This window comes from Psychrobacter sp. SWN149 (assembly GCF_015864565.1).
Classification (GTDB): domain Bacteria; phylum Pseudomonadota; class Gammaproteobacteria; order Pseudomonadales; family Moraxellaceae; genus Psychrobacter.
Genome location: NZ_JADYWX010000004.1, coordinates 326,121 through 349,488 on the forward strand (window position 1 = coordinate 326,121; position 23,368 = coordinate 349,488).

General features: G+C 42.1%; 20 protein-coding genes. 12 read left to right on the top strand and 8 right to left on the bottom strand.

Annotated features, from left to right (window positions below):
- Positions 1 to 185: 185 nt before the first annotated feature.
- The 5 genes from arcD (at position 186) to I6E86_RS08635 (ending at position 6,608) form a co-directional block, all read left to right on the top strand.
- Complete coding sequence (gene arcD, locus I6E86_RS08615; RefSeq protein ID WP_197177006.1) at positions 186 to 1,622, top strand: arginine-ornithine antiporter; 1,437 nt, start codon at positions 186 to 188, stop codon at positions 1,620 to 1,622.
- Positions 1,623 to 1,763: 141 nt separating this feature from the next.
- A complete protein-coding gene (arcA, locus tag I6E86_RS08620) occupies positions 1,764 to 3,008 on the top strand; it encodes an arginine deiminase (protein WP_197177008.1) in 1,245 nt (414 codons plus the stop codon).
- Between the two features lie 89 nt (positions 3,009 to 3,097).
- Positions 3,098 to 4,108, top strand: coding sequence for an ornithine carbamoyltransferase (locus tag I6E86_RS08625; protein WP_197177010.1), 1,011 nt, complete (start codon positions 3,098 to 3,100; stop codon positions 4,106 to 4,108).
- A gap of 66 nt (positions 4,109 to 4,174) precedes the next feature.
- Complete coding sequence (arcC, locus tag I6E86_RS08630) at positions 4,175 to 5,128, top strand: carbamate kinase (RefSeq protein ID WP_197177012.1); 954 nt, start codon at positions 4,175 to 4,177, stop codon at positions 5,126 to 5,128.
- Between the two features lie 658 nt (positions 5,129 to 5,786).
- Positions 5,787 to 6,608: an alpha/beta fold hydrolase gene (locus I6E86_RS08635; RefSeq protein ID WP_197177014.1), complete on the top strand. Its 822-nt coding sequence runs from the start codon at positions 5,787 to 5,789 to the stop codon at positions 6,606 to 6,608.
- Positions 6,609 to 7,042: 434 nt separating this feature from the next.
- On the opposite strand, the gene I6E86_RS08640 is transcribed toward I6E86_RS08635, so the two are convergent.
- From I6E86_RS08640 to I6E86_RS08650, 3 genes are all read right to left on the bottom strand, one after another.
- The gene (locus I6E86_RS08640; protein WP_197177016.1) at positions 7,043 to 8,659 is read right to left on the bottom strand and encodes an NAD(P)/FAD-dependent oxidoreductase; all 1,617 of its coding nucleotides are present in this window, start codon (positions 8,657 to 8,659) and stop codon (positions 7,043 to 7,045) included.
- A gap of 279 nt (positions 8,660 to 8,938) precedes the next feature.
- A complete protein-coding gene (locus I6E86_RS08645; RefSeq protein WP_197177018.1) occupies positions 8,939 to 9,757 on the bottom strand; it encodes an SDR family oxidoreductase in 819 nt (272 codons plus the stop codon).
- A gap of 53 nt (positions 9,758 to 9,810) precedes the next feature.
- Positions 9,811 to 10,200, bottom strand: coding sequence for an ester cyclase (locus tag I6E86_RS08650; protein WP_197177019.1), 390 nt, complete (start codon positions 10,198 to 10,200; stop codon positions 9,811 to 9,813).
- Between the two features lie 761 nt (positions 10,201 to 10,961).
- Here I6E86_RS08650 and I6E86_RS08655 point away from each other — a divergent pair.
- Positions 10,962 to 11,684 (top strand): 3'-5' exonuclease, encoded by a 723-nt coding sequence (locus I6E86_RS08655; RefSeq protein ID WP_197177021.1) that lies wholly within the window; start codon positions 10,962 to 10,964, stop codon positions 11,682 to 11,684.
- A 218-nt stretch (positions 11,685 to 11,902) separates the two neighbouring features.
- Positions 11,903 to 12,799 (top strand): 3-hydroxyacyl-CoA dehydrogenase, encoded by an 897-nt coding sequence (locus I6E86_RS08660; protein ID WP_197177023.1) that lies wholly within the window; start codon positions 11,903 to 11,905, stop codon positions 12,797 to 12,799.
- Positions 12,800 to 13,012: 213 nt separating this feature from the next.
- Here the strand turns inward: I6E86_RS08660 and I6E86_RS08665 are convergent, their stop codons facing one another.
- The 3 genes from I6E86_RS08665 to I6E86_RS08675 form a co-directional block, all read right to left on the bottom strand.
- The gene (locus tag I6E86_RS08665; protein ID WP_413786998.1) at positions 13,013 to 14,419 is read right to left on the bottom strand and encodes an aspartate ammonia-lyase; all 1,407 of its coding nucleotides are present in this window, start codon (positions 14,417 to 14,419) and stop codon (positions 13,013 to 13,015) included.
- A 568-nt stretch (positions 14,420 to 14,987) separates the two neighbouring features.
- The gene (locus I6E86_RS08670) at positions 14,988 to 15,851 is read right to left on the bottom strand and encodes a LysR substrate-binding domain-containing protein (RefSeq protein WP_197177027.1); all 864 of its coding nucleotides are present in this window, start codon (positions 15,849 to 15,851) and stop codon (positions 14,988 to 14,990) included.
- 209 nt (positions 15,852 to 16,060) lie between these two features.
- Complete coding sequence (locus I6E86_RS08675; protein ID WP_197177029.1) at positions 16,061 to 16,954, bottom strand: LysR family transcriptional regulator; 894 nt, start codon at positions 16,952 to 16,954, stop codon at positions 16,061 to 16,063.
- Positions 16,955 to 17,101: 147 nt separating this feature from the next.
- Between I6E86_RS08675 and I6E86_RS08680 the strand changes: the two genes are divergently transcribed.
- Together I6E86_RS08680 and I6E86_RS08685 are read left to right on the top strand one after the other, a co-directional pair.
- The gene (locus tag I6E86_RS08680; RefSeq protein WP_197177031.1) at positions 17,102 to 17,977 is read left to right on the top strand and encodes an MBL fold metallo-hydrolase; all 876 of its coding nucleotides are present in this window, start codon (positions 17,102 to 17,104) and stop codon (positions 17,975 to 17,977) included.
- Between the two features lie 129 nt (positions 17,978 to 18,106).
- Positions 18,107 to 18,721 carry a GNAT family N-acetyltransferase gene (locus I6E86_RS08685; RefSeq protein ID WP_197177039.1) on the top strand — a complete coding sequence of 205 codons (615 nt, stop codon included), beginning with the start codon at positions 18,107 to 18,109 and terminating at the stop codon, positions 18,719 to 18,721.
- Positions 18,722 to 18,741: 20 nt separating this feature from the next.
- On the opposite strand, the gene dddP is transcribed toward I6E86_RS08685, so the two are convergent.
- Both dddP and I6E86_RS08695 read right to left on the bottom strand, forming a co-directional pair.
- On the bottom strand, positions 18,742 to 20,091 hold the full coding sequence (gene dddP / locus I6E86_RS08690) for a dimethylsulfonioproprionate lyase DddP (RefSeq protein WP_197177041.1): 1,350 nt from the start codon (positions 20,089 to 20,091) through the stop codon (positions 18,742 to 18,744).
- 198 nt (positions 20,092 to 20,289) lie between these two features.
- Entirely contained in the window at positions 20,290 to 21,153 is an 864-nt protein-coding gene (locus tag I6E86_RS08695; protein ID WP_197177043.1) for a DMT family transporter, read from the bottom strand.
- Positions 21,154 to 21,292: 139 nt separating this feature from the next.
- Between I6E86_RS08695 and I6E86_RS08700 the strand changes: the two genes are divergently transcribed.
- The 3 genes from I6E86_RS08700 (at position 21,293) to pqqA (ending at position 23,337) form a co-directional block, all read left to right on the top strand.
- On the top strand, positions 21,293 to 22,183 hold the full coding sequence (locus I6E86_RS08700) for a LysR family transcriptional regulator (protein ID WP_197177045.1): 891 nt from the start codon (positions 21,293 to 21,295) through the stop codon (positions 22,181 to 22,183).
- Between the two features lie 64 nt (positions 22,184 to 22,247).
- Positions 22,248 to 22,994, top strand: coding sequence for a carbon-nitrogen hydrolase family protein (locus I6E86_RS08705; protein ID WP_197177047.1), 747 nt, complete (start codon positions 22,248 to 22,250; stop codon positions 22,992 to 22,994).
- Positions 22,995 to 23,262: 268 nt separating this feature from the next.
- On the top strand, positions 23,263 to 23,337 hold the full coding sequence (pqqA, locus tag I6E86_RS08710; RefSeq protein WP_075107140.1) for a pyrroloquinoline quinone precursor peptide PqqA: 75 nt from the start codon (positions 23,263 to 23,265) through the stop codon (positions 23,335 to 23,337).
- Positions 23,338 to 23,368: the final 31 nt, after the last annotated feature.

The following is a 23,368-nucleotide window of genomic DNA, read 5'->3' on the forward strand; positions in this document are numbered from 1 at the left end:
TTATTTAACTGGTATAGATACATAAATATTTTTAATGATGGCCATTGAGCTAACAAAACTATAATATTCCATGCTAATATTGTGGAGTTTTCATATATTAAATACTGTTTTTAAATATTCTTCAAGACCAAATCTATTTTGTTGCCTTCATATATTTCTCTATCAGAGAATAAAAGGTCTTCACCATGTCTGAAACAACGCATAATCCATCCGAGAAAAATCTAAACTTTACCGCACTCATTGCCCTTGTCGTAGGCTCTATGATAGGCGGTGGTATCTTTTCATTACCGCAAAACATCGCTGAAACCGCAAGCCCTGGTGCCTCATTGATTGGCTGGGTAATCACTGGTGTTGGCATGCTGATGCTTGCCTTCGTGTTCCAAAATTTAGCACATCGCAAACCTGAACTTGACAGTGGGGTCTATGCCTACGCACAGGCAGGTTTTGGTAACTATATGGGTTTCAACTCTGCATGGGGCTACTGGCTCTCTGCTTGGTTGGGTAACGTCAGTTACTATGTGCTGATATTTAGTACGCTAGGTTATTTTTTTAATGTGTTTGGAGATGGTAATACCCTGACTGCATTAGTGGGTGCCTCTGTATTATTGTGGGCATACAACTTCATGATTACTAAAGGTATCCAGACAGCTACCTCAGTCAATACGTTGATAACCATCGCCAAAGTGATACCGCTGTTCACCTTTATTGTCATTATTTTTACGGTCTTTAATATGGATCTGTTTAATAGCGACTTTTGGGGCAGAGAAACGGATCTAGGGTCAGTCCCTGATCAAGTTAAAAACATGATGATGGTGACGGTATGGGTATTTATTGGTATTGAAGGGGCCAGTGTCTATTCTGCACGTGCCAAAAAACGCTCTGATATTGGCAAAGCCACCGTATTGGGGTTCATTTTTACGTTAGTGCTATTAATGCTGGTTAACTTTTTAGCGATGGGTGTTAGATCACTCCCTGAGCTTGCAGCGATGAAAAACCCATCGATGGCTTATTTGCTAGAGTATGCCGTTGGCCCGTGGGGTGCTACCTTTATCTCAGTAGGTTTGGTCGTCTCGCTGCTCGGTGGTTTATTGGCTTGGACGCTATTTTGTGCTGAAGTTTTATTCGTTGCCGCCAAAGACGAAACCATGCCGAGATTCTTTTATAAGACAAATGCTGTTGATGTGCCGGTAAATGCACTATTGGTGTCTTCTGCAGCGACACAGTTATTCTTAGTCATCACCTATTTTAGTAAAAGCACGTATAACAATATTTTTTATCTGTCCACTTCCATGATTTTGATTCCCTATTTCTTTTCTGCCGCTTATGGGTTTTTGGTGGCCTATCGCAAAGAGGGTTACAAAGCATCCGAGAGCGCCAAAAAAGACATTGTTATTGGGGTAACCGCACTGTTTTATAGTATTTGGCTGTTGTATGCAGCCGGTATTCAGTACTTTTTACTATCCGCTTTATTGTATCTTCCTGGTGTGGTTCTCTATATAAAAGCACGCAGAGAGCACAGCTATCAGCTGTTCAATACAGCCGAAAAAGTGGTGCTTGCAGTCATTACTGTCAGTGCTATCTATGCAGCCTATGGCCTGTACAGCGGTACGTTAAGCTTGTAACGACCATACTAAATAAAGCGCTTTCATTTGTAATCACAAAAAACCGTTCGTCGTAATTTTCACATCAGTTGCTTTTTTCAGATTGTTCGTCCTCTAAACAGTGGTGAGATACTTGCACCCAAACCTCATAAGGATACAAAAATGTCTGACAAGTCTTTAGGTGTTCATTCAGAAGTCGGTAAATTACATAAAGTTATGGTGTGCTCTCCAGGTCTCGCCCATCAAAGACTGACACCGCAAAACTGTGATGACTTATTGTTTGATGATGTCATGTGGGTGAGCAAGGCCAAAAGTGATCATTATGATATGGTCACAAAAATGCGAGATCGCGATATTGAGGTGGTTGAGATGCATCAACTGCTCGCACAAACCCTTGATAATAGTGATGCCATGCAATGGATTATGGATCATAAAATCACTGATAATCACGTCGGTACTTTATTGGCTGGCGAAGTGAGAGATTGGTTGACCAAACTTGAGCACAAGAAACTGTCCTCATTTTTAATTGGCGGCGTCACCACTGAAGAGTTACCGAATGATATTGGGGCGTCACTCAAAAAATTATCCGCACTGTCAGGTACGACTGAGTTTGTATTGCCACCACTGCCAAACACTCAGTTTCCTCGCGATTCTTCGAATTGGATATACGGCGGTGTGACGCTTAACCCAATGTACTGGCCCGCTCGCCAGCAAGAAACGCTTCTTATTTCTGCTATTTATAAATTTCATCCAGACTTTAAAGGCGCTGATTTCAAAATTTGGATGGATGACACTGAAGAAGATTTAAGGGGAAGTAGTTTAGAAGGTGGTGATGTCATGCCTATCGGCAACAAAACCGTGCTGATTGGTATGGGTGAGAGAACATCACAACAAGCGATTACCAGACTGGCCAAGACTTTGTTCATCGATGGCTCGGTTGACCATATCATCATAGCGGCCTTACCTAAGCAACGTTCTGCAATGCATTTGGACACCGTATTCACGTTTTGCGATATTGATTTGGTCAACGTGTTTCCGGCAGTGACAGATCATATTACGACCTTTCATATTCGTCCTGATGAAAGCAGGCCACACGGCATAGACGTGCGCGAAGATGACAGACATTTTTTGAAAGTGATAGAAGAAGCCGCAAGGGTCGATAAATTAAGAGTAGTCGAAACGGGCGGGAATAGCTACGAAGTTGAGCGTGAGCAATGGGATGATGGTAACAATGTCCTTGCCCTTGAGCCAGGCGTTGTCATCTCTTATGACCGCAATACTTATACCAACACGTTACTGCGTAAACAAGGCATTGAAGTGATTACGATTCCAAGCTCCGAGCTGGGCCGTGGCCGTGGTGGTGGTCACTGCATGACCTGTCCTATCATTCGCGATCCAACAGATTAGGGCGTGTTGAACCCTACCTGCTCATAGCGGTGCCAAATACAGTGATAGTCCAGCCAAAATAAACACATACTAAAAATTAAGGAATCATTATGAGTTTCAATCTTCACAACCGTGATCTGCTAAGCCTTATGCATCATAGTGAACGCGAGCTTACCTATCTTTTGGATATGGCTCGTGACCTAAAAAGAGCAAAATACTCGGGCACAGAACAAAAGCATCTTTTGGGCAAAAATATTGCGCTAATCTTTGAGAAAACCTCAACCCGCACTCGTTGTGCTTTTGAAGTAGCGGCATATGATCAGGGTGCCAATGTGACGTTTATTGGCCCAAACTCATCACAGATCGGCTACAAAGAGAGCATGAAAGACACTGCTCGTGTGTTGAGCCGTATGTATGATGCCATCGAGTATCGCGGGTTCGGTCAAAAGATTGTTAACGAATTAGCAGAATATGCAGATATTCCTGTCTTTAATGGCCTGACGAATGAGTTTCATCCCACACAAATGCTAGCAGACGTAATGACCATGCGTGAGCATACCGACAAATCAATCCATCAGATTAAATATGCTTATTTTGGTGACGCGCGTAATAACATGGGCCGCTCATTATATTTAATGGGTGCTAAGATGGGTATGGACGTACGCCTTTGCGCCCCTAAAGACTTATGGCCTGAAGCAGACTTTTTAGCCACTTGTGCAGACTTTGCCAAAGCATCAGGTGCGCGTCTGACTATCACCGAAGATGTAAAAACGGCGGCAAAAGAGGTTGATTTTGTTCATACCGACGTATGGGTATCGATGGGTGAGCCTATTGAGAGCTGGGCTGAGCGAATCGATGCGCTAATGGCCTACCAAGTCAATATGGATTTGATAAAAGCCACTGGTAATCCAAAAGTAAAATTTATGCACTGTTTGCCCGCTTTTCATAACTCAGATACCGAGGTTGGTAAAAAAATCACTGAAAAATACCCACAGCTCGCAGATGGTATCGAAGTGACCGAAGATGTATTTGAATCACCTTACAACATCGCATTTGAGCAAGCCGAAAACCGTATGCATACGATTAAAGCCGTTCTGGTCTCTGCGCTTGGTAATATCTAATGTATAACATTAGCAACGCGTGCTACTGATATGACGTTAACTGAAGATAATGCGTAGGGAAATATCATGAGGTTACTAATTGCCTTAGGTGGTAATGCTTTATTAAAACGTGGAGAGCCGCTGTCTGCTCACAACCAACGCCAAAATATCAAGACGGCCGTTGAACAAATCAGCAAGATCACGGAGGGTAACGAGTTAGTAATGGCCCACGGTAATGGCCCGCAAGTCGGTTTGCTTGCGTTGCAAGGAGCGGCTTACACTGAAGTCGATACTTATCCATTAGACGTTTTGGGCGCAGAAACAGAAGGTATGATTGGCTACATCATCGAGCAAGAGCTTGGGAATGTCCTGCCGAGAGAATCATCCATTGCCACCCTACTCACTCAAGTAGAAGTCGACCGTAAAGACCCTGCTTTTAACAACCCAACCAAGCCTATTGGCCCTGTATACTCAAAAGAGGAAGCAGAAAAGCTAAGTGCGCAAAAAGGCTGGGTTATTAAAGCCGATGGTCAATATTTTAGGAGAGTGGTTGCAAGCCCTAAGCCCAAAAAGATATTTGAGCTAAAACCCATACAGTGGCTGCTTGAAAAAGGCGCGATTGTGATCTGTGCAGGCGGAGGTGGTATACCAACGGCATTTGATGAAGATGACTGTTTGCAAGGGGTCGAGGCAGTAATCGATAAAGATTTGTGCGCATCCTTACTTGCCCGTAGCCTTGAATGTGAGTTATTGGTGATTGCCACGGATGTGGCGTATGTTTATACACACTTTGGGACTGACAAACAACAAAGCATCTTGCAGGCGCATCCAGACGCTTTAAGTGAGCTTGATCTTCCTGCGGGCTCTATGGGACCAAAAGTTGCAGCGGCTTGCGAGTTTGCGCGTGCGACTGGAAACACCGCCATCATCGGCTCACTGACCAATATTGGTCAGACACTTGAAGGAGGTGGCGGTACTCGTGTCTCAACGGAGTACGAAGGCCTCACATATGCCGCTGTATCTCCGAAAAACACAGCATAACTCCTCGATTTAATCTGTCGTTTTAAGATATAAAATATTTTTTAAGTCGCTCCTGAAATAATCGGCTTAGCAGTCTGCTATTGGTTTGCTCAGATTTTACGGTATCTGCTAATTTTGTCTTCTCAATATCAAGGTTTTTAATTTCGATATCTATTGCCGTTACAGGGACTGAAGATCGTTTTCTAAATCTAAGCTAGGCCATAACACTATAGACCTCGTAAACCTTTCAACAAACTACCAACGGTTGAAGTACAAACCTATAACGGCTGAAGCCATAATACCTTTGCTATCAATGTATGATTGATATCACTTTCATCAGGTTGGTTTATCTGACTTCAGTACAACTTTCAGTACGACAGTCTTTGATAGAGTCGCGATATTTCAATAAAGCCATTTCATTAGGCTTTTGACTAAGAGAGAAGAAGAAATAGTGTGCTGAGTCTAAGCTTCTTATAAATAAAGGTCCGTACACAGTTGGTGCTATTTTTGATAGCCATGTTGCCGTTGATCGCTGAGACCATATACTTCCTGAAGAATTCCTTCACATTACTATTATAACGTTGGGGTCGGTTATTGGCTTGTCTTAACTGACAAAAACTGTCTCCCCTTTCCGTAGAACGATTTCACGATTATTAATATTCATCTTTAGGAGGATGCTATGAGCATTCAAATAACAGAAAACTATACCTACATTGATGGGCATAAGATTGCATTTTTGGAACAGGGTTCAGGTAGTCCAATAATCCTGCTGCACGGGATTCCAACAAATAGCCTCATGTGGCGAAATATTATTCCACAACTTGCAAAAACACATCGGGTCATCGCTCCCGACCTTCTCAACTATGGGAAATCTGCAAAACCGAAAAGCGCAGATGTGTCCATTAATGCGCAAAGCAACATGATTGTAAAGCTCATGGATGTCTTAGGTGCGCGGCAAGCAGATATTGTTGGGCATGATATTGGTGGAGGTGTTGCTCAGTTGATAGCTGTCAATTACCCAGAGAAAGTTCGAAAGCTAGTTTTGATAGATAGTATTTGTTTCGATTCATGGCCTATCCCAGATTTTGAGCCGCTACAGGAACCTGGTGCTGAGTCGGAGATGAGTCTAGAGGACTTCTTGAGCATGATGCGGGGCTTCCTGCCAAAAGGTGTATATGATAAGAGCGTCATGACCGATGAGCTTATTGAGATGTATCTTGAACCTTGGTCAACTGAAGATGGCAAGCATGCCTTTTTTCGCAATCTCAGACGGTTGAATAAGGAATATACTCAGGCTATTACCGACGAACTTAGTAACCTTCCACATCAGACATTCATCATGTGGGGTGATAAAGACCCTTTCCAGAAACCGGAGTATGCACCAAAGCTGGCAGAAGCGATTCCAAATGCAGAGCTTGTCTGGATTAAAGATGTTGCTCATTGGTTGATTGATGAGAAGCCTGATGAAATTGGTGAGCATATTAATCAGTTTCTAAGCTAAAGTACGAGTGATACGAAGATACAAACACAGCGCTGCATCGAACAGAAATGCTATATTACTGTTCGATGCAGCGTTTTTATTGTACCGTTCGCCATTACAGAGAATTAACCGTAGACATATGTGTGAAATGGACTTTCAACACTTCCGCAAAATACAGCTTGGTATAAAAAGCCATTAAGCCCATAGCTTACTCTGAGTAAGCGCACCAGTTAAGATATGATTAGTAATCATCTAAACCCTTGCAAGCCTCTCACAAGGATTCTTTATTGCCTTTTAACAACTATAACCATTAATTGCTTACTATCTTAATTGCCATATTGCCCAAAATCAAAAAAGCCTTTCAAGCTTTATACTTCATAGCTTGAAAGGCTTTTTCGCTCGCATATTTTTATCTAGGTAAGCGTTTTAATATTGGGGAATGCCCAAATCCGCTCTTACTCTATGTTCAACATCGATTTCGCCACAGCTTCGGCCACTTTGATGCCATCAATCCCTGCTGATAATATGCCGCCTGCATAGCCAGCACCCTCGCCTGCTGGGAATAGTCCTTTGGTGTTAATGCTTTGGAATTCTTTATTGCGTTTAATACTGATGGGTGACGATGTTCTGGTTTCTACGCCAGTGAGTAAACCATCATCAGATGAAAATCCTTGGATTTTTTTATTAAACGCTGGAATGGCTTCACGTATGGCGTCTACGGCAAAGTCTGGTAGTGCTTTACTTAAGTCGGTTAAGGTAATGCCCGGCGTGTAAGAGGGTTTTACATCGCCTAACTCTGAGTCTGGTTTACCTTTTAAGAAATCACCAATGGTTTGCGCTGGTGCACTGTAATCTTTGCCGCCCAATTCAAACGCTAAAGTTTCTAGCTGTCTTTGCAGGTCGATACCGGCAAGAGGATGATTTGGGTAATCTCGCTCTGGGTCGATGCCTACAACAATAGCACTGTTGGCGTTACGCTCGTTTCTTGAATATTGGCTCATGCCGTTAGTGACAACACGACCTTCTTCTGATGCTGCAGCAACCACGGTTCCGCCTGGACACATACAGAAGCTATAAACAGAACGACCATTTTTACAATGATGAACCAGTTTGTAATCCGCAGCGCCAAGTATCTCGTTTCCAGCATTGTCACCAAAGCGTGCTTGGTCTATGGTCGACTGTTTATGTTCAATCCTAAAGCCAATAGAAAAAGGCTTTGCTTCAACATACACGCCTTTATCATGGATCATCTCAAAAGTGTCTCGGGCGCTATGACCAACAGCAAGAACAACATGGTTGGTTTTTAAGGTTTCGCCAGTATTAAGTGTCACTCCAGTTACTTTTGAGTCAGTGATGTGCAAGTCGTCTACGCGAGTAGCAAAACGGACTTCCCCACCAAGCGCTATGATCTCGGCACGCATTTTTTCTACCATGGTGACTAACTTATAAGTACCTATGTGCGGCTTACTGACAAATAAAATCTCATCTGGTGCGCCAGCTTTTACAAATTCTGTCATTACTTTACGGCCGTAATGATTGGGATCTTTCACTTGGCTATATAACTTACCGTCGGAAAAGGTACCCGCTCCGCCTTCACCGAATTGTACGTTTGATTCTGTGTTCAATTTACGCTGACGCCAAAAGCCAAAGGTATCTTTGGTGCGTTGTCTGACTTCATTACCGCGTTCAATGATAATAGGTTTAAAACCCATTTGAGCCAGGATCAGTGCTGCTAATAAACCACAAGGACCAAAACCAATAACGACAGGACGCTCAGTTAAATCCTCTGGCGCTGCACCTACATATTTGTAGCTAGTATCTGGTGTTGCTTTAACATGGGTGTCTGACTCAAATTGAACCAATAAATCATGTGTTAAATCTGAGTCGGTCAGGGTGATGTCTAGCGTATAAATTAATTGGATATTTCTTTTATTACGAGCATCATAACCACGTTTAAACATCACAAATGACGCCATTTGCTCAGCAGAAATTTTAAGTTTTGTCGTTATAGCAGTCGTTAGATCTTCAGGTGCATGATTTAATGGCAATTTAATTTCAGTTAAACGTATCATTGGTTACTCATAAGCTCGTGTAGAAAACAGTCTCGCATTTTACTGGTACTGGTACAAATAAGCGAATAAATATTTTATATTATGCAGGGTAAATTTACGGATTTGGGAGGGTTTAGTCACGCAGCTCAACGCTAATAATCGCTCAAACCTGTGTTGGCGCTTTATAGCCCAAATCCTTCTGAATTCTCGTTTTACTGCGAGTACGGATTTTTGAGCATAGATCAAAAATTTTGATGTTCAACACATCTTAGGGCGACAGATGCTAAGCTATAATCGCCATCAGAGATTAAAATGAGCCACAGACCATTCTATGTACTCTTCATCCGACATCTTGGCCCGATTATCAGACATGGCTAATGCGTCCTCACCTGCCAGATAACGCAATCTATTGGTGCCATCCGTTGCTGCATGATAGATTATTTCAGCTATATCACTTGCTTCAGAGTAGTCATTACCCCGATCAGTGGAAGAAAAAACAGCCATTGCCCCTTGAATCGACTTGTCATAAGCGTGAAGGTCAGGTTTTTGCATAAACTCGAGAGAACGCCCTGCAAAATCAGTTCTCACACCGCCTGGTTCGACAATTTTTACACCAATACCTTGCGGTGCAAGCTCCTGTGCTAAGGATTCAGAAATCCCTTCAATCGCAAATTTTGTACCATGGTACAAAGAGTTAAATGGTAAGGTAAGCCGACCGCCAATCGATGACACATTAATTATCAAGCCAGCTGATTTCATACGAAAATGTGGAAGACAAGCCTGTATCATGTAGATTGGACCATATACATTGGTCGCGAACTGGCGTTCGAGTTGCACTGGATCTACTGCTTCTAACGGACCTGCCAGTCCATATCCTGCGTTATTAAGTAGGACGTCAATCTGTCCAAATTCTTTAATCACTTGTTCAACGGCTAAGTTGATACTGCTTTGATCCGTTACATCTAATGGAAAAACAAGGACGTTGTTGAGCGCTTGTAGTTCGGTTTCTTTTTCAGGATGACGCATCGTCGCGGCCACGTTCCAACCTGCACGTTGAAATCGAATAACAGCTGCTCGTCCAATTCCCGAAGACGTTCCAGTGATTAATATGGTTTTCATTTATTCTCTCCTATTAGGGCATGCCCTAGTGTCTGTTGAACATTAAAAATGTCCTAATACATCTTGTTGCTGTTGGCTGATATTTTTGGTATGAGCTGAATAGAGTCCCAATGCTCGACTATCTTGCCGAGCTCGTCAAATCGAAAAAAATCCATTGTGACGTACTCATCCACCGTTTGATCTGCATTGTGCCAAACTTGATGGGTATGCAAGGCAACCAAGTCATCTTCTATAATACAGCGTTTAAATTCGATTGATTTATTTGGGTATTCTGCTTGCATACGCTCAAAATACTCAATAAAACCCGATTTACCTCCTGCGACGACAGGATTATGCTGGATATACTCTTCTCCGACATAGTCCGCAACTGCTTGTCTGGGATTGCCTTCAAAGGCTGTCTTATAGTATGCAATTGCATTGTTTTTATTGGCAGATAAAATCATAAATGGCCTGCTTGGCTGTTTGATCAGTGATACTTCGTCATAGCGCCTATTGTAATAAAAGTATGTTCAAGCAAACAGTAGCCATAACTGGAAACACTTTCAATATTATTTTGAAAACAGCTGATTACCTAAGTGCTTAATTGTTATATTTAAGAGAATAAAGACCGTCGGATATTAGCGCGTGTTTGATATTCAAATGTGGTGCTGGCAGTGACTACGTTGCATGCATATGTTGACCCAATCACAAATTGCTGTAGAATCCGCTGTTAAATTGGTTGTTAAAAACAATAAAATCAAGCCCAAAACCCTTATTAGAAAGGCTTTCACTAAGTTAGTCGTTGCGTATAGTCAATCAATGTTAAAAATAATACAAGTAAGATGAGCGCAAGTACTACAGTCGTAGGCTAAGCGAGTCTAACGCTGTAACACTTTAAGAGTGGTTGGACGATAGTAGCTGCACCCTATTAGGGCGTGTCTTCATTTTAAAAATGGTAATAAAAATGAGATAAATTGCCATCAAACAAGGAGAATAGCGCAAATAATATCTCGATATTATTTGCGCTATTCTCCTTGTTTGGCAAGATTTAGCCGTTTTTAAACCAGTTAGATGTTTATCGATTGAATTGAAGACACGCCCTAGTATGACGTAATACCAAATATAACCCCGAAAAATTTCTGCTGCGGGGTTTTTTAATGTCTGCTTATAACCTTACCCTATATCAATTATAATCATCAAAAACCACTGTTGCACAAGGCCTATTATGACCACTTATATACTCGACACCGAAACCACAGGGCTTGTTGAGCCGCACATGACTGAAGCCGCCTACTCTATTATTGATATCATTGATGGCAAGGTAGAAGTACTACAGGAGCCGAGAGCCAAGCGTTTTAATCCCCTTAAAGAAATCAGCTTGGGCTCGATGGCAGTGTCACATATATGTGAAGAAGATATTGCGAATGAGCCTCCTCATACAGACTTTAGACTGCCTAACAGTGTGGAGTATTTGATTGGTCATAATATTGATTTTGATATGGCCGTTCTTAAAAATGCTGGTGTAACTCATACCCCTAAGCTGATATGCACCAATGCCATGTCTAATTATCTTCTTCCTACGCTAGAGAGCCATAAGCTAGTCTCTCTGCTTTATCACTTTCATCGCGATGTCGCACGGGCGCAAGCAAAGCATGCACATGCTGCTGTTTATGATATTTACTTCACTCAGCTGGTGCTGGGTAGCCTAATTGATTTGGCGAATAGTCAAGGTCATGTCATCACTGATGTAGATAGCTTATATGAGTTTAGCCAAATGGCACGTATACCCACTCATTTCAGTTTCGGTAAGCATAAGGGTAAAGCTATTGCAGAGTTGGCGACTGATTCGGATGGGGCTGGATATTTAAAATGGATGCTCAAACAAGACAGTATTGATCCTTATTTGGCTGAGGCCTGTCAGCAGGCATTGGATACGGCTGGCTTGTAGATTTAACGCCTATTTGCTATATCAAAACTTTGACTTGAACATGCAATTAATGCTTAATCATTTGATCAATATTGGGATTTGATGACACGCCCTAATACATTTAATATTTTTATAAAAATGAAGGTTGAATAATAATGTAAAACAGTCTAATAATAGGGTTATAAGTTCTAAACATTTATCTAGCGACTTATAACCACTACTTTTAAGGGATTAATATTATGACGTACAAGAATGTAACTGTCGCGGGAAGCGGCGTTTTAGGCTATCAAATTGCCTTCCAAGCCGCCTTCCACGGTTTTAATGTCAGTGTCTACGATATCAACGATGACGTGTTAGAAAAAGCAAAGGCAAAATTTCAATTGATGTGCAAGGCTTTTAGAAAAGATTTGAGAGCAACGCAGGAACAGTTGGACAAGGCCTTTGAAAATCTTAGCTATACCTCAGATTTAGCAGAATCAGTCAAAGATGCCGATCTCATGATTGAAGCTATTCCCGAAATTCCTGAACTTAAAATTGAATTTTATGAAAAACTTGCCAAACTGGCACCAGAGAAAACCATATTTGCGACCAATACCTCAACCTTACTCCCCAGCCAGTTTGCAGACTCAACGGGACGACCTGCTCAGTTTTTAGCCCTACATTTTGCCAATAAAATCTGGATGCATAATGTCGCTGAAATTATGGGTCACCCAGGCACAGATCCTAAAGTATTTGATGATGTCGTTGCTTTTGCTACCGCCATTGGTATGGTGGCAACGCCGCTAGATAAAGAGCAACCTGGCTACATCATGAACAGTTTGTTAGCACCTTTTATAGATGCAGCTTTGCAATTAGTTGCAAAAGAGGTTGCCGATCCGCACACGATAGATAAGACATGGATGATAGTAACTGGCGCGCCGTCAGGTCCATTTGCCATATTGGATACTATAGGTATCAACACGGCCTACAACATCACTAGGCTCGCCGCTGAAACGACTAAAAACCCAGCTAGACTAAAGGCCGCTAAGTATCTAAAAGAGCAGATGATCGATAAAAATAAAATGGGTGCTGCAACTGGCGAAGGATTTTATACTTATCCAAACCCTGCCTTTATGCAGCCTGATTTTTTGAAATGACAAACCGCTATCTATTGATCAGATTTTGTTAGCATGACTCTTATGTTAAATGCTTAAAAAGCTAACATTACTGATGAAACTAAAAAGACCTTCAAGCGATTGAAGGTCTTTTTTAATGTACAGAATAGCGCATCTATCAATGTGCCAATATCAATGCATCAATGCGCTAATGGATGACATGCCTTAGGTCAGCCTTTGAATATTGGGCTACCTCTATATACTACTGACCATTCTATCGGGTGATAAAATCGCGGCCAGTTCCTCATCACTCAGCAATTTTTCTTGTTTTACTATCTCAGCGACGCCTGAACCGCTTAACAAAGCATGTCCTGCGATACGACTGGCGTTTTCGTAGCCTATATGAGGCACCAGTGCCGTCACAATACCGATGCTGTTTTCGACATGCTGTGCGCAGCGGGTCTCATTGGCTGTAATGCCTTGAATGCATCGCTCATCTAGCATACGAATCGCCTTTTCTAACATACGCGCATTGTTCAGTAGATTATAAACAATCAGCGGCTCCATCGCATTAAGCTGTAGTTGCCCTGCTTCTGCCGCCATAGTAATCGTCATATCCGTACCCATCACCTGAAATGCGGTTTGGTTCATGGCCTCAGGAATTACAGGATTGACTTTACCGGGCATAATGGATGAGCCGGGCTGCATAGCCGGTAGATTTATTTCACCCAAACCGGTACGTGGCCCGCTCGATAGTAAGCGTAAATCGTTGCTCAATTTAGACAGTTTAATTGACAAACGCTTGAGTGAACCGGAAAAGGTAATAAAAGCGCCCATATCTGCGCTGGCTGCTATCAGGTCTTTGGCAAGGGTCACTGGTAGACCACTGATATCGGCTAACTCACGAATCGCCAAACCAGCATACCCTTTGGGTGCATTGATACCTGTGCCAATCGCCGTACCGCCCAAATTCAATTCGCATAACTGTAGGCAGGCGTCTTCGATTCGAGCCGTTTCACTGCCTATATCACTGGCGAAGGCATTAAACTCTTGACCCAACGTCATCGGTACCGCATCTTGTAACTGGGTGCGACCCATTTTTAGAATATGGCTAAACGCTTGTCCTTTGACGGCCAAGCTATTTTGCAACTTGATGATGGCTTCTTGAAGCGGTTTTGCCGCAAACACAATCGCTAAGCGTGCTGCACTAGGATAGACATCATTGGTCGACTGAGAGCGGTTGACATCATTATTAGGATGTAGATGGCCATATTGACCATACTCAAATCCCATCTTTTTTAAGCCAATATTAGCAATCACTTCATTGGCATTCATGTTGGTCGACGTGCCTGCCCCGCCTTGGATGAGATCAACAATAAACTGGTCATGATGCGCGCCTTGTATAAGCTCAGCGCACGCTTCAGTAATAGCAATGAGCTTATCTTGACTGAGTAGGCCATGCTGATAATTGGCCTTAGCCGCGGCAGCTTTTACCATTGCCAGTGCTTTAATCAAATCGGGGAAGTGACTGATTGGCATACCGGTAATATTAAAATTCTGCGAGGCACGTTGCGTTTGAATACCATATAAAGCGGCAGTAGGAACGGCTTGTTCGCCCAATAGATCTTTTTCGATACGAGTTAGTGCTTGGTCATGGTTCAGTTTATCTATATGTTTCATATTTTTATGGCTTATTAGAGATAAGGTAAATTGAAGAAGTAAACAGACAATGCTTAGTTATTTAGAGTCATTGTCTTGGCGTTACTAAAAATTAGAGCCATCGTAACCGAGAATGTAGAGCAAGAAAAACGTAAATATTCTGCTCTCAGCCCCAAAAATTTTGGCGCTCAGCAAAAAATATTATAGATAAGGTTGGTCTATAGTCAGTCCAATATTAAAAAGATACAGCGGGACTCGGATGAATTTTTTACAGCCTCTGTCGGCATAGGCACAGCAAGCCAGAAAAATTTATACCAGTTTCGCGTTATTAAATGCTATATCCGTTTTATTGAGTATCGGCTCTATCGAAAGAGGTTAATACTTTTAGGGCAGGTTTTTTGAAGGATCTTTATTCAATAGCAGAGATTTTTTATGAGGGGTTGCACTGATTGAAAAAGGTTGACGGGTTAAAGAGGCTAATTAATCGCCAAGTTTAAGTAGCACAAGCAGATGCCTAGTCCGAGTGAGAGTTCGACCTAGGCTGCTAGGCGTTGTAAGATTGCAGACTAAATTACAGTCCCAATACCTGCTTTAAGGCATTTATTTGCGGCTGCTGACGATCGGTATAACGATACGCCAGTACGACCTCTCGAACCAAACTGTTATCACCTAAATGGTGAATTTGGACAGGCGGCGTACTTCTAATCCATAGTCCAGCATAAGGAATCAAAGCCACTCCCAAGCCCGACTCAACCATCCTAACGATGGCATCTAGATCATTAATCTCCATGATCGTATTCACCTTGATGTCTTGTTGTTTAAAGAATTTACTTAACTTTGCACCAGCTGAGGACTGTAAGGTGTAATGAATGAAGGGGTGCTGCTCGAGCGTTTGTCTAAGACTATGAAAAGGCCATTTTTTGGGGCTTATGAGCACATAAGGCTCCGTCATAATAGACTGGGTAACGATGTCTTTCGGTAAGGCAAATGCTGGCTGGATAGTAATAGCCGCATCTATCTCTCCGACTTCCAGTTTCTCAAATAACTCTATAGCACGCCCAGGGACAATTTCCGTCTGCATTAATGGAGCGAGCAAAGTAATCGCCTTTAGCGCCTCTGGTAAGATACCCACCTGCACTGAGTTTATCGAGCCGATCTTCAGCTGCCCATAATAGCTAGCAATATCGGTATCTGAGGATAGTTGCATTGTCGAATAGAGCGCCAAAATTTCTTTGGCTATCGGTAAAACGCGTGTGCCTTGCGGATTTAACGTAATAGCTCTGGCAGAGCGCGTAAATAACGACAATCCTAAATTGTCTTCTAAGGTTTTGATTTGCGCACTAACCGCAGATTGGGTCAGGTTTATATGCCGAGCGGCAGCGGCAAAACTGTCCAACTCGCAAACGGCGACGAATGTTTTAAGCTCTCTTATCATTTATTCCACCACATTTGTTATCAAGATAGCCATCGTTAGCCTGTTATAACCCATTTAGATAACCATCGATTGAATTGAGGACACGCCCGAATATGGCCACAGCAATCTAAATTTGGCAGCCCCATACGGTGAGTAATGGATAACAGTATCCATGACTCACCGTATGGGGCTGCCCAACAAGCAAAGAATGCTCATAAGCATAGCTAATGCTACCAATAAGGCGAACGCTTTATTTCTTCAGCGAGAAAATCAATAAACTTTCTTTGTAGTGGTGTCACCTGCTTTCGATTGGCATAAACCACATACACACCCAAAGTTTTAGGTTTCCATTCAGGTAATAACTCAATAAGTTGTCCAGATGCAATCAAAGATTTGACTGCGCCAGATGGCTGTAAACTAATCCCATGTCCACGTAGCGTGGCAGAGAGCAAGACTTCAGAGATATTGGCGCTGATATTGCCAGAGATAGGAACAGACTCTGGACCATTTGGCCCATCAAACACCCATGCAGACCGTCCAAAATACGCAAACGATAGACAGTTGTGATGTACAAGCGACTGTACATCTGTAGGTCTGCCACGTTTTTGTAAATACTCAGGGGCAGCGCATACGATAGAGTGGCACTCACCGATACGTCTGGCAACGACATTTGGCTCCAAGTCATTGGTGATACGAATCGCCAAGTCAATACGGGCATCAACTAAATTGACCGAATCATCAATGGTAAGAATATCAATCGCTGTCTGTGGCCAGTGAGAAACAAAGCGACCAACCACATCCATCAAAAGGCTATCAATCAGCGAAAAGCTGGCAGTGATTCTCAACTGACCTTTTAGCTCCAAAGTATTCTGATTGCGTATCTGATCCAACGAGTCAGTCAATTCAAGCAACTGGTACGCCACCTCAAGCGTCTGCTCACCAGGTGCAGTGAGGCTCAGACTTCGAGTCGTGCGATGTAATAAGCGCATATCCATCCAGCTCTCAAGCTCTGTCAGATAGCGCGTTACCTTAGCTCTAGACATGTCTAAATTGTCCGCGGCACGGCTCAAGCTACCTTGTTCGACGATCGTGACAAACACCTGCAACGCGGTCAGCCTATCCATCTCTACATCCTTATTTGCGCGAAAAATGAAACAGTAAATACCGAATTATAGCGTATTTAAACGAAATACAATCGAATATAATAGCCGCTAATAACGAATACCGCCATTAACGCGGTCTATTTACTCAAATGAAAATACAGGTAGATTATGAAAAAATTAATGACAGCTTCTATGGCGGCCAGTGCCCTACTGCTTGCAACCCAAGCAAACGCAGCCGACCTACAACTACAAGCATATAAACCTGATCAAAATGCTATTTTCCCAGTGGTTTCTGTGCTGGCAAGTGGCGAGAAAGATGCTATCTTGTTCGATGCACAGTTTAGTGTCAAAGATGGTGAAGCATTGGTTGATATGATCAAAAAAAGCAATAAAGACCTAAAAATGATTTATATCACGGCAGGCGATCCAGATTACTATTTCGGTCTTCAGCCTTTAGTCAAAGCCTTCCCTAATGTGAAGGTTATGTCTAGCCCTTCGATTATTGAACACATTGAGGCGACTAAAGATGCAAAATTAAAGCATTGGGGTCCAATCCTTGGTAAACATGCGCCTACCAAGATCACAGTACCGCAAACACTTGATCAGTCTACACTGACCCTAGAAGGTCACAAAATTGAAATCAAGGAGATGGGAACCCATCAAGCATACATGTGGGTACCAGAGTCAAAAACCGTTTTCGGCGGTGTGTCGGTAACATCAGGTATGCATGTGTGGACTGCGGATACCCAAACTAAAGAAGCTCGTAGCGAGTGGATGCAATCATTGGAACAAATGAAGCAATTAAAGCCAAACCTTGTGATACCAGGTCACTATTCGGGCAACCTACTCAAAAAAGACTATGCTGTTGATTTCACCCTCAGTTATCTAGAAACCTTTGAGCAAGCACTGGATGAGGCAAAAAAGCAAAACTCTAAGCAGTCAGAAAAAGTGATTTCTACCATGGAAGTAGCTTATCCCGCGTTATCTGGGAATACTAATTTACAAATAGGCAGTAAAGTAAATACAGGTGAAATGAAGTGGTAAATACGGACTATTAGGTAAAAATTATTATATTTTGCTAAGTCCGTTAGCAAAATATAAGTGTCAAAATGCTGGCGTATGCTGGGTCAATCAGCGTACGCCAGTACTTTTAATGATAAATGAGAGTGACTGATGACAATACAATACCGTCGTGCTACGCCTGAAGACTTTGCAGCCATTGTCGACCTTTTTGTCGTCAATATGAATTTGAGTGTATTTACTACTGCAACAGATAAGCAGGTTCTAAAGCAATTGGCTACCCTATTTCTAGCTAAAGACTGTCATCGCGCTACTTTTATACAAGTTGCAGAATATGGTGACATCATTTGTGGTGTGGTGATAGGGGTCACTAAACAAGATCCATATAAAGCTTTATTATTCGATGATAAGCCTATTATTGATCGGATAGAAAGCAAGCTGCGCCTGTCTGAACAAGGACAACAGGTATTAAGTGATTTACAGAAAAAAGAATCGGCTGGCGCGAAACGAAAGAAAGTCGATTTTGATAACGAATTACAGTTCTTCTGTGTAGATCCAGACTATCGTCGCCACCATATTGGAGCGACGTTGATTCAGGCATTTGAGACTTATCTCGTCGCACAGGACGCAGACACGTATGCACTACATACAGACACCCTGTGTACTTATCAGTACTACGACAATAATGGCTATCAACGTGTTGATCAGTATTCCAATGACTTAAACCCGCAGATAATGCACTATACCTATGTCAAATCCTTATCTTAACAAGCTTGTATAGACTATCTTTAATTAGCCAATAAAGCGGCTTCGAATGGATAGTTAGTAAGGTTTTCAAACCCAGTGTCTGTAATAATGATTTGATCTTCAAGTTTGACACCATTTTTACCACCAACTCGACCTACATACGCTTCAACGCAGAGAGCCATACCCGGCTCCAGCACACCACTGTAGCCATGGCATTCAAGGTCTTCGGGGTAACGAATAGACGGATACTCATCACAAAGACCAACGCCATGCATCATCACACCATATCTTTGCGCTCTATATTCTTCAGGAAGCAATAAACCAGATTTTGTCACCTCTTCAAATGTCATTCCTGGTTTTAATATAGTCATGTTGTGTTGGATATGTTCATAAGCTACCTGATAGAGATGCTTTTGCTCTGCACTTGGCAAGCACTCTCCAATCATCCAAGTTCGAGACAAGTCTGCACACATTCCATAAGGGCCAATCAGATCTGTATCGAATGCAAGTAACTCACCCTCCTTCACAATTCGAGGGCCACTTTCTTGAAACCAAGGATTGGTTCTAGGCCCTGAAGAAAGAATTCGACATTCTATCCACTCACCACCTCGACGAATATTTTCCGCATGGAGAATAGACCATATGTCATTCTCAGTGATACCGGGTACTATTGCTTCTTGCATGCACTTCATCGCAACCTCTGTTGAGGCAATTGAACATCGCATGGCATTGATTTCATCTTCGTTCTTAATAGAGCGAGCAAACTCCATCACTTCCTGACCATTAAAAACATCGATTCCTAACTGTTTTATCTTATTGAAACCAGCAATTTCAATTTTATCGATAGCCAACCTTTTATTGTCTCCAGCATGCTCCTGTAAAATAGATTGAATTTCTGAAGCAAACCTAGAGGCATGTTCGTCAGTTCTATCACCGGTTTCAAAGTAGAAGAAAGAAGCGCCTCCTCTGACTTCTTTGATCAAAGGAAGATGTGCTGATAAGTGCTCACAATTGTGAAAATCCCATAAAACAAGATGGCCTGATGCCGATACAAAACAGGCTCTAGAGTGATTATGGGTTACCCATACCTGCATATTTGTGGAGTCAGTCGCATAGCGAATATTAAGAGGATCAAACAATAAGATGCCGCCAAGATCTCTTTTCTGTAGTTCTTTTACGATTCTTTGGAGGCGGTATTCGCGCATTCGTGCAAGGTTAGGAGGTGTCAGCCCTAGCTCAGCCCACTCATTGAATGCAAGATCTGTTGGGCCTATCTCGACACGGTCATTATCGTTAAGAGAGCCATCAGCTTTAAACGCGCCACCTCGACGCCGTGAAGGGTCGATTTTTCGATTTGAAGATGTGACTGAGAATGTGGTTATATTGCTCATTATTTGGCCTACCTCATAGTAATAACTTCAACAAACAAGAGCTCTCTTGAAGACTAGAGCCTTGCCTGAATGGTTGTATCTATAGTAATTTGCCACAAAAAATGAGTATGAAAAAACGATTTAAACACACGAATTCATGACATAAAGTCATGCTAATATTATGACGCTTTCTTTATCCGCTCTCTCTATTTTAAAACGCTATAAGGCTGTTCTTTTATATTTAATAGACTCAAGCGTGGCGAGCCAAATCAAAGGTAAGACAATCAGAGCCGAACCTATCAAAAGACTGATATCAGGTATTTCATCAAACCATACGATGCCGATAACCACTGCTCCTAACAGACCCGTATATTCTGCACTAGATATTTTATGTGCTTCAACCGCTCGGTAGACCAGTACGCAGATACCAGCATAAATCAAAATAAACAAATTCGAGCCTGCTGCTATCCATAGCGCGTACCAACTCAAAGGGGCATTTTCCCAAATAGCCAAACCAAGCCCCAATGGTATTCCGACTAAATTGGTCAAAAACAAGGTCTGAGCAACTGTGTGATTCGAAGGTAATTTACGAACCAATAGATTGTTTGTCGCCATGGTTAAGGCCACTATCAGTGCAAAGATAGCACCCATATTAATTTGTGTTGGTTTTACCACGACAAGAATGCCGACAAAACCCAATATTGCCACAATGATGCTTGGCGCGGTGAGTCTGTCTTTATAAAACAAAAACCCTAACGGCAACATCATCAAAGGAGCGGTATAAAAAATAGCATTCACCGTTGCCAGCGGCAGTGCTTGAATAGACAACACCATAAATACCGCACCAAATAACCAAATATGACCCCGTACAAAATGCCATTTTATATTACTAATCAACTTGGTTTTTTTATTCAAAAAGCAAAAGGGCAGTAGCATCAACACAGCTGTCAGCTGACGCAATAGAACAAATTGATAGACCGCTGCGCCATCTGGCAATTCTTTGATCAACGCATCTGATAGGACGGCAATCATATTCCCCACAACCAATAGAATCATGGCAAACCCAACACTCATCTTTGGCATAACAACCCTCAGCGTTACTCTAAAAACAGTTAAAAATTGACATCAAATGACGTTCATTGAATACTTAAGTAAGCAGTATATTCATATATTTACATGACGTATAATGATATAAAACCCTTTAGTATTAGCTGAGATAATAATGAAACTACCGCCATTGCGCGCGATACAATGCTTTGAATCCGTTGCAAGACTGAATAGCTTTTCAAAGGCAGCAGAAAGTCTCAATGTGACGCAAAGCGCCGTGAGTCATCAGGTTCGAACGCTTGAGGAGTACCTTGGCGAAGCATTGTTTTATAGGCAGGGTCGGACACTTTCATTGACGGAGATAGGCGGGCGTTATTTTACAGAAGTAAATCAATCGCTGACGGCTCTGTCCAATACCAGTCAGGCCATTCGAAATGACCAGCCTGGGCATATTCGCCTAGCACTGTATAGCTCGGTGGCTGTTAATTGGCTGATTCCTCGATTAGAGGACTTTCATACACAACACCCAGAGATTGAGCTCACCTTAAATATGGTGACAGACCAAGATGACTATAATGAGCAATGTTCTGATTGTTTTATTACCGTCCATCCGCCAAAGCGTAACGTAGTCAGCACGTTTTTATTCGCTGAAAAGCTATTTCCTGTCTGTGGTCAAAGGCTGTGGGAGGAAATAAAAGACCAACCGTTGCCTGAGGCATTATGGCAACACCCCATACTGTCCGTAAAATACGCTGGAAAAAGCGAAAATGCGGCCAATGATTGGCTAAAGTGGTGCAAGGTAGGTGGGTTCGAGTTACCAAGCAATGTAAAAATCAATCAGTTTAGCCATGTACTTCTTGCCGCACAGGCCGCGCGTTATAACTTGGGTATTACGCTTATCGATAACTACATGATGCTAGAACAAACCCATCAGCAAAATCTTGTTAGAATCCCAATGCATGAATTACTCACTGGCGACAGTTTCTATTTCTTTTATAATGATTTAAAGTCAAATCAAGCTGACATTATTAAATTAAGCCGTTGGTTGGAATCGCAGTGCTATTAAAGAGTGTTGCTATTAAAGAACAATATCCATTGTAACCACCCCTCACAAATGAGAATAAAATTCTATGAAAATCGTCATCAACCAGATTAATATCACCGATTATCAAGTGTCGGTAAATGCCGCCTTGATATTGAAATCCATCAATGAGCACAAAGACTGTCAAGGCTTTATGCTTTTTCCAGAGCTCGCTTTTACAGGATTTCCGACAGCAGATAATATTGACTCTTTATGCAGTCAGTCACAAACACATTTTGAAGAGTTACTGATAGCCAGTAAACATACGGATTCAACCATTATTATTGGGCACATTGAAAAACATGATCAACGGTTCTACAACGCATGCTTTTTTATAAAAAACGGCGAAATAATTCATAAGCACCGAAAGTCAAAACTTTGGCTTGATGATGTTGGCGTGTTTACCAGCGGAGATGAGTTTTCCGTCGTTGAAATTGATAATGTAGTTTGCGGTGCTCAGATTTGTTTTGAGCTAGAGTTTCCAGAAGGTTCTAGAGCACTGGCAAAAAAAGGCGCAAAAATTATTTTTATGCCAAACGGTAACATGTCTCCCTATACGAATGTCCATTATGTATTGACTCAAGCGCGTGCCATTGAAAACCAATGTTTTGTGATTACCTGCAACGGTGTGGGCGTCGGTCATGGCGGTGAGTTTGTAGGAGAGAGTCTGGTCGTCTCTCCTACAGGAAGCATTATAAAAAAACTTGGTTCGACGCAAGAAATAGCAGTAGTGGACATCGATTTAACAGACATAAAACACTCTCAGAAAAACTATCACTATGTAGACTTAGCTTGATTCAACCATAGAGTTTAATGATTAAATTGAGTGGCAAGGTGGGAGAATTTATTGTAGTGGCGTGTTGAACATTCACAAATGGACATTGCTGAAGGTCATCAATACGGTAGTGAACACAGGTATGAATCAATGATTTGCTAGCACCTCATACGTTAGTACCTTGTTAACATCTAAGAAATTGACAGCAGGGGTCAGCTTATACTACCATTGATAATTACTTTCATTCATCTTACTGATGTACCAATAATATTCATTCAGGAGCAATCCCATGCAGTGGACTAAACCAGCTTTTCAAGACATCCGTATTGGTTTCGAAATCACGATGTATTTCGAAGCTCGTTAAAATTTACGAGCACTAAACCCATTAAAAGCCC

Coding starts and splice junctions, on each gene's coding strand:
- arcD (WP_197177006.1), top strand. CDS start 186: ATGTCTGAAACAACGCATAATCCATCCGAGAAAAATCTAAACTTTACC.
- arcA (WP_197177008.1), top strand. CDS start 1,764: ATGTCTGACAAGTCTTTAGGTGTTCATTCAGAAGTCGGTAAATTACAT.
- I6E86_RS08625 (WP_197177010.1), top strand. CDS start 3,098: ATGAGTTTCAATCTTCACAACCGTGATCTGCTAAGCCTTATGCATCAT.
- arcC (WP_197177012.1), top strand. CDS start 4,175: ATGAGGTTACTAATTGCCTTAGGTGGTAATGCTTTATTAAAACGTGGA.
- I6E86_RS08635 (WP_197177014.1), top strand. CDS start 5,787: ATGAGCATTCAAATAACAGAAAACTATACCTACATTGATGGGCATAAG.
- I6E86_RS08640 (WP_197177016.1), bottom strand. CDS start 8,659: ATGATACGTTTAACTGAAATTAAATTGCCATTAAATCATGCACCTGAA.
- I6E86_RS08645 (WP_197177018.1), bottom strand. CDS start 9,757: ATGAAAACCATATTAATCACTGGAACGTCTTCGGGAATTGGACGAGCA.
- I6E86_RS08650 (WP_197177019.1), bottom strand. CDS start 10,200: ATGATTTTATCTGCCAATAAAAACAATGCAATTGCATACTATAAGACA.
- I6E86_RS08655 (WP_197177021.1), top strand. CDS start 10,962: ATGACCACTTATATACTCGACACCGAAACCACAGGGCTTGTTGAGCCG.
- I6E86_RS08660 (WP_197177023.1), top strand. CDS start 11,903: ATGACGTACAAGAATGTAACTGTCGCGGGAAGCGGCGTTTTAGGCTAT.
- I6E86_RS08670 (WP_197177027.1), bottom strand. CDS start 15,851: ATGATAAGAGAGCTTAAAACATTCGTCGCCGTTTGCGAGTTGGACAGT.
- I6E86_RS08675 (WP_197177029.1), bottom strand. CDS start 16,954: ATGGATAGGCTGACCGCGTTGCAGGTGTTTGTCACGATCGTCGAACAA.
- I6E86_RS08680 (WP_197177031.1), top strand. CDS start 17,102: ATGAAAAAATTAATGACAGCTTCTATGGCGGCCAGTGCCCTACTGCTT.
- I6E86_RS08685 (WP_197177039.1), top strand. CDS start 18,107: ATGACAATACAATACCGTCGTGCTACGCCTGAAGACTTTGCAGCCATT.
- dddP (WP_197177041.1), bottom strand. CDS start 20,091: ATGAGCAATATAACCACATTCTCAGTCACATCTTCAAATCGAAAAATC.
- I6E86_RS08695 (WP_197177043.1), bottom strand. CDS start 21,153: ATGCCAAAGATGAGTGTTGGGTTTGCCATGATTCTATTGGTTGTGGGG.
- I6E86_RS08700 (WP_197177045.1), top strand. CDS start 21,293: ATGAAACTACCGCCATTGCGCGCGATACAATGCTTTGAATCCGTTGCA.
- I6E86_RS08705 (WP_197177047.1), top strand. CDS start 22,248: ATGAAAATCGTCATCAACCAGATTAATATCACCGATTATCAAGTGTCG.